The 16,449-nt window shown below is 44.8% G+C and carries 16 protein-coding genes; 7 read left to right on the top strand and 9 right to left on the bottom strand.

What is annotated here, in order from left to right; genetic code table 11:
* The 3 genes from RMO55_RS11310 to infC form a co-directional block, all read right to left on the bottom strand.
* Positions 1 to 1,028, bottom strand: a 1,028-nt coding sequence (locus tag RMO55_RS11310) for a ribulose-bisphosphate carboxylase large subunit (protein ID WP_310426608.1), incomplete at its 3' end; no start/stop codon positions are given.
* Positions 1,029 to 1,232: 204 nt separating this feature from the next.
* Positions 1,233 to 1,454 (bottom strand): hypothetical protein, encoded by a 222-nt coding sequence (locus RMO55_RS11315; RefSeq protein ID WP_310426609.1) that lies wholly within the window; start codon positions 1,452 to 1,454, stop codon positions 1,233 to 1,235.
* A gap of 613 nt (positions 1,455 to 2,067) precedes the next feature.
* Positions 2,068 to 2,610, bottom strand: a complete 543-nt coding sequence (gene infC, locus RMO55_RS11320; RefSeq protein WP_373546867.1) for a translation initiation factor IF-3 — start codon at positions 2,608 to 2,610, stop codon at positions 2,068 to 2,070.
* Between the two features lie 242 nt (positions 2,611 to 2,852).
* Between infC and RMO55_RS11325 the strand changes: the two genes are divergently transcribed.
* Complete coding sequence (locus tag RMO55_RS11325) at positions 2,853 to 3,851, top strand: alpha/beta fold hydrolase (protein ID WP_310426611.1); 999 nt, start codon at positions 2,853 to 2,855, stop codon at positions 3,849 to 3,851.
* Here RMO55_RS11325 and RMO55_RS11330 read toward each other — a convergent pair.
* Complete coding sequence (locus RMO55_RS11330; protein ID WP_396134268.1) at positions 3,838 to 4,182, bottom strand: BON domain-containing protein; 345 nt, start codon at positions 4,180 to 4,182, stop codon at positions 3,838 to 3,840. The two genes, RMO55_RS11325 and RMO55_RS11330, sit on opposite strands and share 14 nt — an antisense overlap.
* Before the next feature lie 217 nt (positions 4,183 to 4,399).
* On the opposite strand from RMO55_RS11330, the gene ilvN reads away from it, so the two are divergent.
* The 6 genes from ilvN (at position 4,400) to RMO55_RS11360 (ending at position 11,115) form a co-directional block, all read left to right on the top strand.
* Positions 4,400 to 4,903 carry an acetolactate synthase small subunit gene (gene ilvN / locus RMO55_RS11335; RefSeq protein ID WP_310426615.1) on the top strand — a complete coding sequence of 168 codons (504 nt, stop codon included), beginning with the start codon at positions 4,400 to 4,402 and terminating at the stop codon, positions 4,901 to 4,903.
* 266 nt (positions 4,904 to 5,169) lie between these two features.
* Complete coding sequence (locus RMO55_RS11340) at positions 5,170 to 6,066, top strand: circadian clock protein KaiA (protein ID WP_310426617.1); 897 nt, start codon at positions 5,170 to 5,172, stop codon at positions 6,064 to 6,066.
* Positions 6,067 to 6,348: 282 nt separating this feature from the next.
* On the top strand, positions 6,349 to 6,663 hold the full coding sequence (kaiB, locus tag RMO55_RS11345; RefSeq protein ID WP_295617934.1) for a circadian clock protein KaiB: 315 nt from the start codon (positions 6,349 to 6,351) through the stop codon (positions 6,661 to 6,663).
* Positions 6,664 to 6,749: 86 nt separating this feature from the next.
* Complete coding sequence (gene kaiC / locus RMO55_RS11350; protein WP_310426618.1) at positions 6,750 to 8,303, top strand: circadian clock protein KaiC; 1,554 nt, start codon at positions 6,750 to 6,752, stop codon at positions 8,301 to 8,303.
* Between the two features lie 336 nt (positions 8,304 to 8,639).
* Positions 8,640 to 9,941 carry a DUF3086 domain-containing protein gene (locus RMO55_RS11355; protein WP_310426619.1) on the top strand — a complete coding sequence of 434 codons (1,302 nt, stop codon included), beginning with the start codon at positions 8,640 to 8,642 and terminating at the stop codon, positions 9,939 to 9,941.
* 100 nt (positions 9,942 to 10,041) lie between these two features.
* Positions 10,042 to 11,115, top strand: coding sequence for a branched-chain amino acid ABC transporter permease (locus tag RMO55_RS11360; RefSeq protein ID WP_310426620.1), 1,074 nt, complete (start codon positions 10,042 to 10,044; stop codon positions 11,113 to 11,115).
* 54 nt (positions 11,116 to 11,169) lie between these two features.
* On the opposite strand, the gene RMO55_RS11365 is transcribed toward RMO55_RS11360, so the two are convergent.
* The 5 genes from RMO55_RS11365 to cpeB all read right to left on the bottom strand — a co-directional run bounded on the left by RMO55_RS11365 (position 11,170) and on the right by cpeB (position 16,318).
* Positions 11,170 to 12,843 (bottom strand): DUF3352 domain-containing protein, encoded by a 1,674-nt coding sequence (locus tag RMO55_RS11365; protein ID WP_310426622.1) that lies wholly within the window; start codon positions 12,841 to 12,843, stop codon positions 11,170 to 11,172.
* Positions 12,844 to 13,042: 199 nt separating this feature from the next.
* The gene (locus RMO55_RS11370) at positions 13,043 to 13,651 is read right to left on the bottom strand and encodes a HEAT repeat domain-containing protein (protein WP_310426623.1); all 609 of its coding nucleotides are present in this window, start codon (positions 13,649 to 13,651) and stop codon (positions 13,043 to 13,045) included.
* Positions 13,652 to 13,748: 97 nt separating this feature from the next.
* Positions 13,749 to 15,014, bottom strand: a complete 1,266-nt coding sequence (locus RMO55_RS11375; protein ID WP_310426625.1) for a HEAT repeat domain-containing protein — start codon at positions 15,012 to 15,014, stop codon at positions 13,749 to 13,751.
* A gap of 182 nt (positions 15,015 to 15,196) precedes the next feature.
* Positions 15,197 to 15,691 (bottom strand): bleomycin hydrolase, encoded by a 495-nt coding sequence (locus RMO55_RS11380; protein WP_310426626.1) that lies wholly within the window; start codon positions 15,689 to 15,691, stop codon positions 15,197 to 15,199.
* A gap of 72 nt (positions 15,692 to 15,763) precedes the next feature.
* Positions 15,764 to 16,318: a C-phycoerythrin subunit beta gene (gene cpeB / locus RMO55_RS11385; RefSeq protein ID WP_310426628.1), complete on the bottom strand. Its 555-nt coding sequence runs from the start codon at positions 16,316 to 16,318 to the stop codon at positions 15,764 to 15,766.
* Positions 16,319 to 16,449: the final 131 nt, after the last annotated feature.

Here is a 16,449-nt window from a genome sequence, read left to right on the forward strand (position 1 = left end):
GTGATGCCTTTTTCGCCTTCAAGCTTACCTACAACGGTACCGGAGTGAAGGTGATCTCCACCGGACATCCGCAAGCATTTAGCCAAAACGCGGAAGTGGATACCATGATTTTTTTGACGATCGATTACTGCGTGCATTGCGCGGTGAATGTGCAATAATACGCCGTTAGCTTGACACCACTTCGCCAAGGAAGTGTTGGCGGTAAAACCACCAGTCAAGAAGTCATGCATGATGATCGGCGTGCCAATTTCTTTCGCAAATTGAGCGCGTTCCATCATTTGCTCGTTGGTAGGCGCGGTTACGTTGAGGTAGTGACCTTTGATTTCGCCAGTTTCCGCTTGAGCTTTTTCAATTGCTTCTTGTACGAACAAGAAACGATCGCGCCAACGCATAAATGGTTGGGAGTTGATGTTCTCATCGTCTTTGGTTAAATCTAGACCGCCACGGAGAACTTCGTAAACCGCCCGACCATAGTTTTTAGCAGACAGACCGAGTTTAGGTTTGATGGTACAACCTAACAACGGACGACCATATTTATTTAATTTATCGCGCTCAACGGTGATCCCGTGAGGAGGACCTTGGAAGGTCTTGAGATAAGCAACAGGAATACGTAAGTCTTCTAAACGTAATGCACGTAGGGCTTTGAAACCAAATACGTTACCTACTAATGAGGTAAGCATGTTAGTAACGGAACCTTCTTCAAATAAATCTAAAGGATAGGCAATAAAGCAAAAATATTGATTGTCTTCACCTTGGACTGGTTCGATGTGGTAACAACGACCTTTATACCGATCTAGGTCGGTGAGCAAGTCAGTCCAAACAGTTGTCCAGGTACCAGTGGAAGACTCAGCGGCTACAGCAGCAGCAGCTTCTTCTGCGGGTACTCCAGGTTGGGGAGTCATCCGAAAAGCAGCCAGCAGGTCTGTGTCTTTGGGTGTATAGTCTGGCGTGTAATAAGTTAAACGATAGTCTTGTACACCAGCCTTGTACCCAGTTTTTGCCTGAGTTTGAGTTTGCGCGTAAGCCATAAATTTCCTAACCTTCAGGAACCAGTTGACGTTTCTTGTTAAAACTAACTATATCAGTAAGTGTATAAGTTTTGATTCCGATCTTTTAACGATCGTGATAAGACTATTTTATATGTCCACTATCGACGGGGATCTATACGATCGTGGCAATCGAGCAATGCTTGTGTGAGAGAATCTATCCGATCGGAGCGTATGTGGGGGGATCTATTTGATCGTGGCGATCGAGCAATGCTTGTGTGGGGCGATAAATAGCCATCCGAAAGATAGCGAGAATATTTTGAGCTGAGTCTCTCGATCGGTTTTGCTAATTTTTGTCCGAGGATAACTCGATCGAAGATACTTCGCAAATGCCAACGGCACGAAAGCATCATCCGCTTGTGGATAACCTGATTCGATCGCGAGCCATTGACAAAAACTTACCCACACTACAGCAGATTATCTACTTCTAACTTTCCCCTCGCTTATGTCAGCAAGGCTAATCGAAATGGAGAGAAGTGTGTTTGTGAGGAATGCGGTCATATCGACCATGCCGACACTCAGGCCGCGAGAACTATTCTCAGACGTGCCAAGTTGAAATTCTGCCCTCACAGAGGTTAAAAGCCTACGGGGGAATCTCTGAAAGTAACGGCTGTCAGACATGACTCTGCCCAATTGGGCGAACGGAGTCAGGGCAGCAACGGCATATCTAAGGCTATGGTGCCTGAAAACCCGATACCCCCAATGCAGTTGCGATGCACTGAGCCTGTCGAAGTGTCTTTGCCATTTCATTGAGGGAGAAGTCAATCTTGAATCCTTGCCAAAAGCAAGAAAACCCCAACTTCGTAAAAAGTTGGGGTTGAGGAATCTCTCAGTCAATCTCGATCAGCACCTAATGATTAATACACTAAGAATGCTTAGAAACTGGACTTGATAGAATGACCATGAGGTGCCAAGCAAATTTTAGCCCTAGCCGGATTGGTGCATTGCCTTACCAGCTATCTGAAACCGCGAAAGCAAGGGGCAACCTTTGAGATTACCCCTACTCGTAAATTATATTTGTCTAAACTTTCTTCGGAGAAAGTAGCATCATCATGTTCCGACCCTCTTTTTTAGGGAATTGCTGAACTTCAGCAATCTCCTGGAGGTCATTTGCCATCCGTCTGAGCACTTTTTCGGCTAGATCGCTGTGTTGAATCTCGCGTCCACGGAAGGTAATGGTAGCTTTGACTTTATCGCCAGACTTAATGAATCGATCGGCTTGACTAACTCGCACTTGGTAGTCATGTTCCTCGATCGTGTAGCGCATCTTAACTTCTTTGACTTCAGCAGTGTGCTGCTTCTTCTTCGCTTCGCGAGCTTTCTTTTCTAGTTCAAACTTATATTTCCCGTAGTCCATAATCCGGCACACGGGCGGGTCAGCCTTGTCACTGACAAGTACTAAATCTAATCCGTTCTCATCAGCAATTCCTTGCGCCTCTTGAGGTGTGAGAATGCCTAGTTGTTCGCCGTCGGTACCGATGACACGAATTTGCGGGAAACGAATTCGTTCGTTGATTTGGGGAAGATCGCGGGTGCGTCTTTTCTCGATTATGGGTGATTTAATAGCTATGGGAGTTTCTGGTGGGTAAGTGGTCTGGTGATCCTCAGTTACAGCTAGCTGTAAAATTGGTCTAAACTAGATAAATAAATTAATATATTTAGTCTGATACAACTATTTTACCCAAGTTCTGAGGAACGAGCGCAAAAATTTAATATTTTTTAAGCTTAATGTTACCTTTTTAGGGTATTGGCGATTTTTTTTTACAAGCAGCTACATCAAATCAGACAGGAGACAGAGGAGACTGTATGTTGCAGACTGGGGATCGAAAGATCGGGAATCAGCGAGATTGGGTCTGGCGGGGCTGGCAAACTCGTTATACTTACCTGAGATGGAGCGGCGGGGGGAAGAGTAGTTTACCCCCTGTATTATTATTACATGGCTTTGGAGCATCGATCGGTCATTGGCAGCACAATTTAGAATTTTTGGCGATCGATCATACTGTCTATGGGCTAGATCTTGTCGGTTGGGGGGGATCGCGGAAACCAGATATTAAATATAATATCGATTTGTGGGTAGATCAAGTTTACGATTTCTGGCAGACATTCGTCGGTCAACCGATGATTTTGGTCGGTAATTCGATCGGCTCTCTCGTGGCTCTAGTTGCAGCCGCTAGGCATCCAGAAATGGCAGCTAGTCTCGTGATGGTGAGTTTGCCAGATTTATCAGCCGAACAGGAAATGATTCCACGACAGTTCCAACCATTGGTGAATGGACTCAAAAAAGTAATCTTAAATCCACCCCTCTTACACACCTTATTTCGATTCGTCAGCCAGCCCAAGGTTGCCCGCAAATGGGCGCAGATTGCCTACGCCAATCCCGAGCGAGTCACTGACGATCTCATCGACTTATTTCTAACTCCAGCCCGAGAACGCGAGGCTCCGGCTGCATTCGTGAAGATTATGCAGGGAATGACTAGTAGTGATTTTTCACCAAATATTCGCAAGCTCCTACCTAATATCCAAATTCCGATGCTATTACTGTGGGGCTGTGAAGATCGGATGATCCCGCCTGGAACTGCGGATATCTTGCTAAAATTGAATCCACGATTAGAACTGGTGAATTTAGAAGCTGCTGGACACTGCGCCCATGATGAGGTACCAGATCTTGTCAATGATACTATTCGCAATTGGCTAGATCTGTTGGCGGGGATAGCTTCCCCGCCAGAATTGGAGGTAGAGGTGGGATCGGATCTAAATGCACAGATGTTAGATTTTCCCTATCCCCTATCCCCTACCCAACGGTAACTTGGTCGATGCTGACATCAGTAGTCCCAGAAACGCCACTAGCTAGTTCTACCATGCGATCGAGTACTTCTTGACTAGGGACAGAACCTTTGAGTACCACACTACCACCAGTTTGGGCTACCCAGAGAGTCTCCACCTCAGTTACAGAGGCATCTTCGTCAAAAGCAAGCGCGACACGTTTGGCTAAACCACTTTGGTCGTATTCGCCATTGACTCCGAGCCGTTCTGCGGCTATTTCTCCACCAGTTTCGGGATCTGTAGCAGTAGCGACGGGATTGATTTCAGCATTTTCTGGTTTTTCCATGCCGAACATTTTTTTGAAGAAACCCATAATTGAAATACTCCATCTGAAAAAATACACCCTATCCATTATGTGGGGTATTTTCGTTCAAACACGGACATAATTACATTTTTTTTAAGATTGTGAGCATGAAAAACTGTGGGACAATATAAAGCTGTGGCTAAATGGTAGGCTTTAGGCTTTAGGTTTTAGGCTTTAGGCTTTAGCACCAATATACCTAACACCCAATACCTAACACCTAATTGCAATGAAACATACTCTATCTGTTTTGGTTGAAGATGAAGCTGGGGTTCTGACTAGGATTGCGGGATTATTTGCCCGAAGGGGCTTTAATATCGAAAGTTTGGCGGTTGGCCCTGCGGAACAGGAGGGTCGATCGCGGGTGACAATGGTGGTAAATGGTGACGACCATTCGATCGAGCAACTGACCAAACAGTTGTATAAACTAGTAAATATCCTCAAGGTCTTGGATATTACGGATATTCCTTGTGTCGAACGAGAATTAATGCTGCTCAAAGTCAATGCGAGTAGTGCGCATCGCTCGGAAATTATCGAACTCGCCCATATTTTTCGAGCGCGGGTGGTTGATGCAGCGGAAGATGCACTGACGCTAGAAGTAGTCGGCGATCCTGGTAAGATTGTAGCGATCGTCCAGGTCTTACAGAAATTTGGGATCAAAGAGATTGCGCGGACGGGGAAAGTCGCCTTGTCGAGAGAATCGAAGGTGAATACCGAATCCTTGAAATTATAAAGGGATCGTCCCAACGCCAAAAGACGCTGCTCTGCTGACGGTGAATGATGTTATAATTCTATAGTAAACATTAAGTTTATTGTGTGTTGGTGCTTAAATCGGTATCGATTGAGTGTTACTATTGATGAGACCGTAAGACGGTCTCAAGCCTGCCAGAGGCTAGTCTGCCCAAAGCTTGACTAGATATAGACTTAATCGGCTATTAATAGTACTTCGATCGAACTGCTGTAGCTAGTGTTTAGCACCGTTAGCGAGTGTAAATTATTTTGGCTGGTCTTCTCACAATTGCAGTTTTGGCTGACTCTACGGATCTATTTCCGCTGCTGGGTCAATATTTGGATGGGGATCGCTATGTCCTGCAATACTTTACCAGTCAATCGGAATTTTTAGCTCATGTAGAGATGGTGAAGCACGAGCTTGATTGCTTAGTGTTTGATGCAAGAGAGCAACTTTTGCCTGTCATCAATTATCTTTACGATCGCGGACTAATTTTGCCAGTAGTGATTATTCATCGATTAGAGCCGAACCATCCACTCAGCTCCGAGACAAACCCCACCACTCATTTGTCCGTGTCTAGTAGTTATATCTATCAGCCGTCCGAAGTAATTTTGGCAATAACAGAGATGTCAGATATTGGAGTGGCGATCGATAAAGCCATTGCAAAATTTTTGAACCTAGCTCCCATCATGCCAGCATCCGAGGATTCTCAACCCACTAAACTTGAGATTGATATTTCTCAACCAACTTTTCTGCTCCAGCAACAAAGCCGCTTGGCACAGAAGCTCAACGAGCGGCTGGGATATTTGGCTGTTTACTACAAACGCAATTCCCGTCAATTTTTTCGACATCTAGATCGCCAGGAAAAGCAAGAGCTACTGGATCTGTTAAAATCCCAGTATCGCCAGATTGTGCTAAACTACTTTGCCGATAGCAGTCAGATCAATGACAATATCGACGAATTTGTCAGCGCGATATTTTTTAGAGATCTAGCTGTCTCTGAAATTGTCAAGATTCACATGGAATTGATGGAAGAATTCTCAGATCAGTTAAAATTGGAAGGGCGTAGCGAGGAAATTTTGCTGGATTACCGTCTCACTCTGATCGACATCATCGCCCATCTGTGTGAGATGTATCGTCGATCGATTCCCAGAGAGGTGCAATAAATATTGGTATTCTCAAATCTTACACCAGATCCGAAATCCCTAGTGAACCAAGGGAAAAGTCATAATTCAATCTAGATGAACTTCTGCTTGATGCCATTGGTGATTTCTGTCATGTTCTGAGCCAATCGATAAGCTGAGAATAGTCATGCGTCAATCCTCAAATTACCATAGATCGACACAATCGAGGATCTCGAATCTCTACAATATTATTATCGCGATAAAATCGGAATATCGAAGCAATCGAGTTTAAGATCGCACCCTTTATAATTAACAGTTTAATTTATGCCTCCGTTAATGAAAACTTATGTCTTAAAGCTTTATGTAGCTGGAAATACGCCAAATTCCGTTAGAGCACTCCGAACTCTAAAGAATATATTAGAAGAAGAGTTTAAAGGCGTATATGCCCTTAAAGTAATTGATGTGTTGAAAAATCCTCAGTTAGCAGAAGAGGATAAAATTTTGGCAACGCCCACACTGTCGAAAGTATTGCCGCCACCAGTACGAAAAATTATTGGCGATTTGTCCGATCGGGAAAAAGTATTAATTGGATTGGATCTGTTGTACGAAGAGCTATCCGAGCGAGATGGGGATTTTTAGATCGTCAAACTCCGGTAGTTATTCGCATTCGATTGATTTAACGAATTGATTTAGTTGTTTAGTTAGAAACTTTTGAAATCTCCGCAATGACCAGTACGAATCAATCAGCAGAATTACCGTTTAATCCATTGGGCGTACACAAAATTCGCACCCTGATTGAAGGGTTCGATGATATTTCGCATGGTGGTTTACCCGTGGGTAGAACGACGATCCTCAGTGGAACATCGGGAACGGGAAAAACGATGTTAGCGGTACAATTTATCTACAATGGGATTCACCACTTTGATGAACCTGGGATCTTTGTGACCTTTGAGGAATCACCTGCTGATATTATTAAAAACGCGCACAGTTTTGGCTGGGATCTCCAAAAATCGATCGATGATGGTAAGTTATTTATCCTTGATGCTTCGCCCGATCCTGAAGGACAAGAAGTAGTCGGTAATTTCGATCTCTCTGCTTTGATTGAGCGGATTCAGTATGCCTTTACCAAATATAAAGCCAAGCGAGTCTCGATCGATTCAGTTACAGCTATTTTCCAGCAATATGATGCTGCCTCAGTAGTAAGGCGAGAAATTTTTCGGCTCGTCGCTCGACTCAAACAAATGGGTGCAACTACCATTATGACCACCGAGCGGGTGGAAGAATACGGCCCTGTCGCTCGATTTGGAGTAGAAGAATTCGTTTCCGATAACGTCGCCATCGTCCGAAATGTGCTAGAAGGCGAACGTCGCCGTCGGACGATTGAAATTCTCAAACTGCGGGGTACCACTCACATGAAAGGTGAATACCCATTTACGATTACCAACCACGGCATTAATATCTTCCCCTTGGGCGCAATGCGCCTCACCCAGAAGTCTTCTAATGTGCGGGTATCGTCTGGTGTTAAAGCTTTGGATGTAATGTGTGGGGGTGGATATTTCAAAGATTCGATTATCCTTGCCACAGGAGCCACAGGAACGGGAAAAACCCTGCTGGTGAGCAAATTTATCCAAGAAGCTTGTTTGGCTGGCGAGCGGGCGATTTTGTTTGCATATGAGGAGTCTCGAGCGCAGTTGTCGCGAAATGCGTCTTCTTGGGGGATTGATTTTGAAGAGTTGGAGCGACAAGGATTGCTCAAAATCTTATGTACCTACCCAGAATCAGCCGGATTGGAAGATCATTTACAGACAATTAAATCAGAAATCGCCGAATTTAAACCCGATCGAATTGCGATCGATTCGCTCTCAGCTTTGGCACGTGGTGTAAGTAACAATTCTTTTAGACAGTTTGTCATTGGTGTGACTGGCTATGCCAAGCAGGAAGAAATTACGGGATTTTTCACCAATACTTCCGATCAATTTATGGGATCTCATTCGATTACTGATTCCCATATTTCTACTATTACCGACACGATTTTGATGCTCCAGTATGTCGAAATTCGCGGCGAAATGGCACGGGCACTGAATGTATTTAAAATGCGGGGTTCCTGGCATGATAAGGGCATTCACGAATACACAATCAGTAAAGATGGTGCGGAAATCAAGGATTCATTCCGTAACTATGAAGGGATCATTAGTGGTTCCCCCAGTCGAATTGCTGTGGATGAAAAGTATGAACTTTCGCGAATCGTTCGAGCCGTTAGTGAGAAATCGGAGGAGTAGTGGAAAGTGGAAAGAGGAAAGTTGATATTTGAGAAAATATCTAAATCTCTCTATGAATTTTGCGATCGTCTGCGAGCTTCCAGCCAGTAGTTTTGTATTCAACTGAACGGTTGTCTTTTTGAAAGCATTAAGCAAGGTGATATCATTGTTTAAAGGCGGTCGGCGGTTAAAACCGCACGCAAAAGTCTTTCATCCGTGCGCTGAAGCGACACGGTTTCCAGACATCCCGCTCTCTTCTGGTAATAAGCAGTGAGCGATCGAAGTATAATGCTTTGGTCAGAAGCTACACCAACGATATCATCGCAAATCTCTTTTGTGCTCACTACGCCAAAATCTATGAACCCTGACGGAACTGTAAATCACCAACCAGATCTCAGATCTCCTACCAAATCGCTTGAAATCATTGATGTTCGAGTGGTGGAAGAGATCTCGTCAGTGCCAGAGCCACTTGGGGATGTCTGGGATAGTGATGCTCTAAATCCTCAAACTACCATAACTGAGCCATCAGCAACACCTGAGCCACTTATTCCTGATTTGCTTGCCGCAGATACCTCGCCCACGCTATCAGATAATTGGAATATTCTGCTGGATGAAATCAGTCAAGAATCAGAACCAGAGCCAGAAATAGAGCCACAAGCCACAGCTAATCGCCTCGATCCTCAAGTCGCACCACTGGTACGCACAGAAGCAGCAATTAAAGCGGAAATTGCCAAACTTCAAGCTACCCAATTACAAATAGAACAACAGATTGTCGATACTCAAACAAGTTTCGGACAAATCATCCAAACTTCGGTGACAGATCTCGAACAACGTCGTCAAAAACTCCAAATCTCCGTCGAACAGCTCGAACGTAGACGAGATCGGATTAAGGAAGAAATTAACAAAAGTTTTGCTGGTGGCTCTCAAGATATTGCCATCCGCTTACAGGGGTTTAAAGATTACCTAGTGGGTAGCTTACAAGATTTAGTCGTCATCGCTGAAGAAATCGAGTTTCCACAACCACCACCCGCCCAAATCCGCATCCAAACGCCCCTAGCGCAGACACCCACAACAACATCGCTACCAAAAAGTCAAAACCCTCAATTTATCGAACCTAGTTTCAAGGCTACTGCGGGGAAAGTACGAGGATCGATCGATCGATATCGCAACGCTCCAGACTATTATGCTCCCACATGGCAACTGCGCCGCACTTTAGAAGCCGTTCATGCGGATAAGGTGTCCGACTGGTTTTTTACCAAAGATGGGCGAGGGGCGATTCGCACGATGGGGAGCCGCTTACAGAATATCCTGATTGCGGCGACTGCCGTATCCGTATTGCGAGAACTATATGGTGACTATCTCCGTACTCTCGTCCTCACCAACCTACCCGAACGACTCGGTGACTGGCGCAGAGGCTTTCAAGACTGTTTGGGACTCTCTAAGACCGATTTTGGTGCCAATGGGGGGATTATTTTATTTGAAGATCCTGAAGCTCTAGTTCAAAAGGTCGATCGAATTGTAGCAAATAAGGAAATGCCTTTAATTATCATCGATAATTCGGAAGGTCAAATTAGTCTCTCTATTCTTCAATACCCCCTCTGGCTAGCATTTGCACCCGATCCCAATCAGCAGCTTGATGATTATCGAGAATATAGATAATTAGTTGAAGGTGGATGGTGGATGGTGAATTTGGACACTCCGCCACTCCGCTACTCCCTAACTCCCCAACACGCCCACACCCCCACATCCCATACCCCCGATGGTTAATTATTTTGTCTTTTTGACGATTTCTGCTGCTACTTATGCTCTGTTTAGTTTGGGGTTGAATTTACAGTGGGGTGTGACGGGATTGATTAATTTCGGACATGTCGCTTTTATGGCGATCGGTGCATATAGTACTGTGTTACTCTCGATGCAGGGTGTGCCCATTCCGATCGCAGTATTAATTGGTGCTAGTTTATCCGCACTATTGGGATTACTGATCGGTATTTCGACGTTGAGACTGCGAGAAGATTATCTGGGGATTGTCACGATCGGCGTGTCTGAATTAGTTAGGTTAGTCGCCAAAAATGAAGCTTGGCTGACTAAAGGTACCTTTGGTATTCAAGGTTATCCAGTACCGTTTAATTTTCAACCCGAATATCCCATTAGACTGTTATTAATCGCTTGGTTGACAGTACTTTGTGGGCTAGGATTGTGGCGATTGGGTATGTGGACACGAGTTGAAATGTCCAGGGTAATTGGTGGTTCGATCGCGATTATTTTTGTATTGACTGTATATGTTTGCGGTGCTTTGTCGCTATATACTTATGACTCTCGTGCGGGTCTAATGCTGCTAACTTTAACTACACTTACGATAGTTTATATCGGACTAGAGAAATTAGTCAATTCACCGTGGGGGCGAATATTGAAAGCGATTCGGGAAGATGAAGAAGTTCCCAGAGCTTTGGGCAAGAATGTATTTTGGTACAAGTTGCAAGCTTTTATGCTCGGCGGTGCAATTGCCGGAATTTCTGGAGCATTTTATGCTTGGCAATTCACTGTTTTTCCTGACAATTTTGAGCCATTAATTACTTTCAATGCCTGGATTATTATCATGTTAGGCGGTTCGGGCAATAATCTGGGGACGATCATTGGAGCTGTAATATTCTGGGGCTATTATGAGTTGACGCGGGCTGAGTTTTTCAAAGCATTTTTTCGTGCTCTACATTTAGATGATACTCAGCAAGGGGCATTTCGGATTATGATTATCGGTCTAATTTTAATGCTATTAATGGTTCTGCGTCCACAAGGTATTTTGGGTAAGAAAGAAGAGCTAACATTAGGGAGATAATTATCTCATATCCTAGAAATTACTGCGATATCCCCGACTGTCTTGACTAATATATTATTCAACCTGAAATAAGAGACTAACGCGCTGTATTCCAGCTTCAGTATAGCTATTGACACTAATATTAGGTAGTCCAGAAAATATCCCATCGCTCACTGATTTAACTAGCGAATTTTCTCGTAGTTGTTTTGGTAAGAGATCGCTAATTGTCTGCCAATTGCCATAGAGATAACCAGTGTCAGTGGCTGCTAATAGATTAGCGGCATTGTGATATCGAGGGCTATCCAAGATTGACTGTTTATCGATCGCTTTGAGTGTAATATCCATTGCTTCGACAGAACTCGCCAAGATCGTATATTTATCGGCGATGGTGGTGTGTACGCCAGAAACTTGGGCGACTAATTGAGTTGTGTTAGTTGTGGTTTCTGTAACAAGTTTTGTCCAACCGATGGCTTGTTTATCATTCCAGGGTAATAGACCGACATTATAGCCTGCAAGACCTGCTAATTCATCAAAATGGGCAATCGATTTATCGACTCGTTCTGGCTGGGTCCGTTCGGCAATAAACACCCAATCAGTGATGTTTCGATCGGGGTTAGGAATGGCGGCTAAGGCATATTCTCCTGTCGTCCAATTGAAGATATCTTGAGTCAAATCGATCCCGATTTGTTTGCCGATTGAAGCTATACTTGAATCGAGGACAGTAGTTAGGGGTTTAAGTTCGGGCAGAATATCGATTAATTGCTGCTGCCAATGTGAAAGATCTGTTCCAGCGATCGCCATTGTACTTTGACGAGGCAGGTATTTAAGTGTACTGACTAATTTAGGTGGGGCCGATATTGGGGTTGGATCGATAGAAGTTGCGATCGGGGCAGGGTACAATGACATATCGGCGATTAAGCCCTGTCGATCGACCCCTAAATTCAATCCAACGACTGGATATTTTTCACCAGCTTCTTTCCCCAGCCAACCCTTCAAATCTGGGAGCCGAGCGTAGCCGACACCAATTTTATGGTGGTTATTGGCGGCTAGTACCTGTTGGTAATCGGGATTTTCTAAGATACTCAGATTACTAACTTGGAGATTATTGATTGCCTCTCGCAGGACTTTAGGATGATTGGCAAATAGAATATATCGATCCCCGACGATCGCACTAGCTAGTTGATGTCGATCGTTGTAACCAATTTTAACCCCTTGATAGGATTCAAACTCCAATCTTCTGGCTTCGACTTGTTTATCCCACCAAGCTTGAATTTTTTGACTGCTCACCTGGGGATTGCGACTGCTCAGTACGGCGAGATATCCAGGCTGAGGGGTGTTTTGGGGACGACGATTATCAATGAGCGACGATCCTCTGGGCGAGATAAAATTTAGATCCGTAATGGCAAAAGTCATTTCATCACCCAACCACGGGGCGATCTCGCGCTGATAGTCCAAGTGTAATCGATCGCCGAGCTGCTGTTTCCACTTTTTAATTACTTGGGATGCAGCCCTATGTTGTGAGGAAGGTATCGCTAGACGGTTTAAACTAACTAAGTCGTCAATATTCGCCAGCAGCGAGATCGCCGCAGGTGCTCTTTTTGCCACAAATACTGCTGTTGCAGGCGGTTGAGATCGATCTCGTGTCAATAGTAGCATCGATCGATGTGCTGATACCCATCCATAGGCATTTGTCCCGACAACTATCAAGGCAATAATCCCGATGATGATGGCAATAGTCCGCTTTGACATAGCCTCTCCTACGGAAAATCGCAACTTCATTTTTTTAGCCTTTAGATCTGCTCCTGAGCAACCACTATTTTATCATTGGGCGGGATCGTTGGGGAGAGAGAGAAGGGAGCAGCCCACTTTTTTGAATGGGGGAAATGTGATTAAGTTCAATTCATAATGTGGGATACATAAGAATTTGAGGCTACATTGTCGAGTGGGTTCAGGAACTCTTAAATTTCGTGGTCATTTCTAGTCGAGATAAAGCACTCGTTGCAGCTTCCCGCACGTAGGAATCGGTAGATTCATCCGCCAATAGCATATTAATTGCATCCAAACTGCGCGGATCGCCGATTGCACTGAGCGCATTAACAATCGACATTGCCAATGCGGGATTATCGGTGGTTTGCAATGCTTCAATTAAAATAGCCACAATCGGGACACCAATTACCCCCATTGCCATCACAGCAGCAATATTTACCACGGGATTCGGATCTTGGAGTGCAGCTTTTAAACCCTCGATACCTAAGCTGGGAAAAGGATCTTCGGGGTAATTAAGTGCTACTTGTGCCAGTGCTTTGGCTGCACTCCCACGCACGGTGACATTTTCACTATTAAGTAATGCTTCAACTAATAGAGGGATCGTATCATGCCCGATCGCGCCCAATGTTTTCACCGCTGCCCGTCGATAGGTGGTATCCTCATCATCGAGAATACTCATTAGTCGCGGAATCGTCGTCTCATCGGGATGATCGACTAGTTCCCACATCGCCCGTTCTCGCATGTGCGGGTTAGGATGTTTCAGTTGTTGTAAACGTTCTTCTGTAGACATTTATTAGGGGTAGAGGGTAGGGGATAGAGGGTAGCAAGGTGTGTTGGCGTAGCCGTAACTTACCAAGATCGGGGATGTCAGGTTTGGCTAACGCACCCTACTTAGAGTTGGCTTTTGTCCTTACCAACCAATCGGCATCATTCTTGAGAATTTCATAACCACTAGGATCGCCCAATTGTTCTAATGCCATCAATGCGGCATATTTGAGATCCCAGATTTTAGTCTCCAGACTCTTGTGTAATGCAGGAATTGCCCGCACATCGCCGATTTCGCCTAGCGCAATTGCGGCGGCGGCGCGAGATTTCTGAAATTGCGGTTGGGAATTGTGTAAGGCTTCAATTAAGAGATCGTAAGCTGGTGCGTGTTTTAACCAACCCATGATTTTCATGATGTGGAAATGTGCCCCATAATCATTATTTGCTTCTGCGGCATAGTCGGCAAATAGCGCGGCGGGTGCGGTATCAGGGTATCGATCTAGGATCGTCTGAGTAGCTAAATAACACTTGCCAAAGTCTGTTTCGTATAAGTCGCGAATCAGGGCAGGGAGTTCGGGGACTCCAGCGTAATTATGTACCAATTTTAAGTCTTGGGGTCGATCGCGTAATGACTGTTCTAAATAGGGTTGCACTGTGGCAAAATCGATCGAACCATCGCCAATTCCGGCTTCAGCTAACATCCGAATTCCACGTAGCCGAAATACTAGGGATACCGGACAACAGGAAATAGCGGGAATCGCTTGATAATATCGCGCATCGATTAAATCTTGAATTGATAACCGTCGCCCCAACACATTTGGATTTTGCAGCATTGCGACTACTCGTTCCATCTGGGTATAGTCCCCAATCAAACGGCAAACTCCAGCAATGGCAGCACTCGCGATCGGTGGATCGACATCATTGACAAATTCACTAATTTGTGGTATTGCAGGCTGATAATTTAATTTAGTTAGGGTGTGAATCATCACCCGATAGCTTTGCCCTGGCTTTTCGAGTAACTGAGCGACTTCTGCGAGAATTTCTGGATCTTGGGTGCCAATCTCGCCGATCGACCACACCGCATTTTCCACTGTGTAGCAGTCTTCATCTTGCAGACACGTACGGATCGCGGGTAGAGCTTGGGCTGCTTTCAATCGCCCCAATATTTCGATCGACTTGCGTCGCACGATCTTATTATCTAGCTGCGGATCGGCTTGGGCAACGGCACGCATCAGAGCGGCAATCGATCGATCTGTCTGAAAATTAATTAAATGCGACGCGGCAATATAGCGGGAATCACTTTCGGCGACAAGATCTGTGGGCGTATCTAAAATCTCGATCGCCCGATCTTCGGTTAGATTAAATAAACTAAAAAAGCGGTTATCCATTTTGGAAGTACTGGAGAGTACGAATGAGATAGAGGGGGAACTCCATTATTTACCCAGATCGAAACAAACCCAGAGATTCTGGGCAATTACTTTACCTTAACAGGAAAAGCAAAGAGTCAAGAACCTCCAGGCTTGTTAGGAAGACATCTCACCTAAATGAGATCGACCACCTTCTTTCCAAACTAGGAAAGGGAGTTGATTGCGTAGTCGAGTAGAGCATTGTATTCTACCAATGCTTGAGCAGACATGTCGCGAGGAGCACAGCCGCGATTACGAGCGAAGCTTAACGCTTCAACGTAAGGAGCAGTAGGTAGGCTCAATGCACGGTAAACTTCACGTTGACCAGCAATACCCCATTCGTCCAAAGGACCAGTACCGCCAACAACTAGGCAGTATTGAACTAGACGGAGGTAGTGCTTGATGTCGCGGCTGCACTTAGCTTTGAAAGTATCGTTGGAGTTAGCTTCACCAGCGTTGTTGAGGTAAGGATACTTTTTGATGCAAGCATCGTAAGCTTCTTTAGCAACGTTGTCGAGGTTAGCAGCTAATTTCTCAGCAGCTTCTAAACGAGCAGACGCACGTTGGATCGAACCTTGTACGGATTCTAGATCGGAGGTGCTAGGAAAACGACCCGCTGCATCAGCAGAGGCGATAATTGTAGTAACGACTGATTTCATTTCTTAAAATCTCCCAATGTTATAGATAGAGTAATGATTGTTGTTCGATCGTCTTGCCGATTGGCTATTTGACTAGCTCAAAGCAGAGATTACACGATCGAAGTAGCTGGAAGCTTCAGCAACCAGAGTAGCACAACGATCCTCTACTACAATTGCACCCATTTTGCGGAGTTTAGCACCAGCGAAAGATTCGCTAGGATTATCTTGAATGTGAGCAGCAGCTTGCGCTTTCATGATTTGAACAGCACGAACTGTGGAAGTAGTGGGTACACCTAAAGCTGCATAAGTTTCTTTCAAACCGTTTAAGCAACGATCGTCGAGAACGGAAGCATCACCAGCTAATAGAGCGTAGGTAACATAACGAAGAACGATTTCAGCGTCACGCAAGCAAGCAGCCATGCGACGGTTAGGGTAGCAGTTACCACCAGCTTGGATCAAGCCTTGGTTTTCGCAAATCATCCCAGCGACTGCGTCAGAAACCATGCAACTAGCGTTACTAGCAATTGCATTAACTGCATCTAAACGTCTGTTGCCGCTAGCAACGAATGCTTTGAGAGCAGTGAGGTCGGATACGGTAGAGGTGCTGGCATCTGCTGAAACCACAGCTTTAGAAAAAGCGTCAAGCATGTTGCTCTCCTTAATTATATTGACTATTTGTAAAAGGCGTTTACCTGGGGTGAACCAAGACAACATCAAACATAAAATATTGGTGGCGGTTGCGTCTCAGTTATGAGAAACAAAGCAATATTTCTTCACAA

This window comes from Chamaesiphon sp. VAR_48_metabat_135_sub (assembly GCF_031418915.1).
Lineage (GTDB): Bacteria > Cyanobacteriota > Cyanobacteriia > Cyanobacteriales > Chamaesiphonaceae > Chamaesiphon.

What these genes read in the sequence shown, in the direction of transcription:
- RMO55_RS11325 (WP_310426611.1), top strand. Translation starts at nt 2,853, where the DNA reads ATGTTGCAGACTGGGGATCGAAAGATCGGGAATCAGCGAGATTGGGTC.
- RMO55_RS11330 (WP_396134268.1), bottom strand. Translation starts at nt 4,182, where the DNA reads ATGGGTTTCTTCAAAAAAATGTTCGGCATGGAAAAACCAGAAAATGCT.
- ilvN (WP_310426615.1), top strand. Translation starts at nt 4,400, where the DNA reads ATGAAACATACTCTATCTGTTTTGGTTGAAGATGAAGCTGGGGTTCTG.
- kaiB (WP_295617934.1), top strand. Translation starts at nt 6,349, where the DNA reads ATGCCTCCGTTAATGAAAACTTATGTCTTAAAGCTTTATGTAGCTGGA.
- kaiC (WP_310426618.1), top strand. Translation starts at nt 6,750, where the DNA reads ATGACCAGTACGAATCAATCAGCAGAATTACCGTTTAATCCATTGGGC.
- RMO55_RS11355 (WP_310426619.1), top strand. Translation starts at nt 8,640, where the DNA reads ATGAACCCTGACGGAACTGTAAATCACCAACCAGATCTCAGATCTCCT.
- RMO55_RS11360 (WP_310426620.1), top strand. Translation starts at nt 10,042, where the DNA reads ATGGTTAATTATTTTGTCTTTTTGACGATTTCTGCTGCTACTTATGCT.
- RMO55_RS11365 (WP_310426622.1), bottom strand. Translation starts at nt 12,843, where the DNA reads ATGTCAAAGCGGACTATTGCCATCATCATCGGGATTATTGCCTTGATA.
- RMO55_RS11370 (WP_310426623.1), bottom strand. Translation starts at nt 13,651, where the DNA reads ATGTCTACAGAAGAACGTTTACAACAACTGAAACATCCTAACCCGCAC.
- RMO55_RS11375 (WP_310426625.1), bottom strand. Translation starts at nt 15,014, where the DNA reads ATGGATAACCGCTTTTTTAGTTTATTTAATCTAACCGAAGATCGGGCG.
- RMO55_RS11380 (WP_310426626.1), bottom strand. Translation starts at nt 15,691, where the DNA reads ATGAAATCAGTCGTTACTACAATTATCGCCTCTGCTGATGCAGCGGGT.
- cpeB (WP_310426628.1), bottom strand. Translation starts at nt 16,318, where the DNA reads ATGCTTGACGCTTTTTCTAAAGCTGTGGTTTCAGCAGATGCCAGCACC.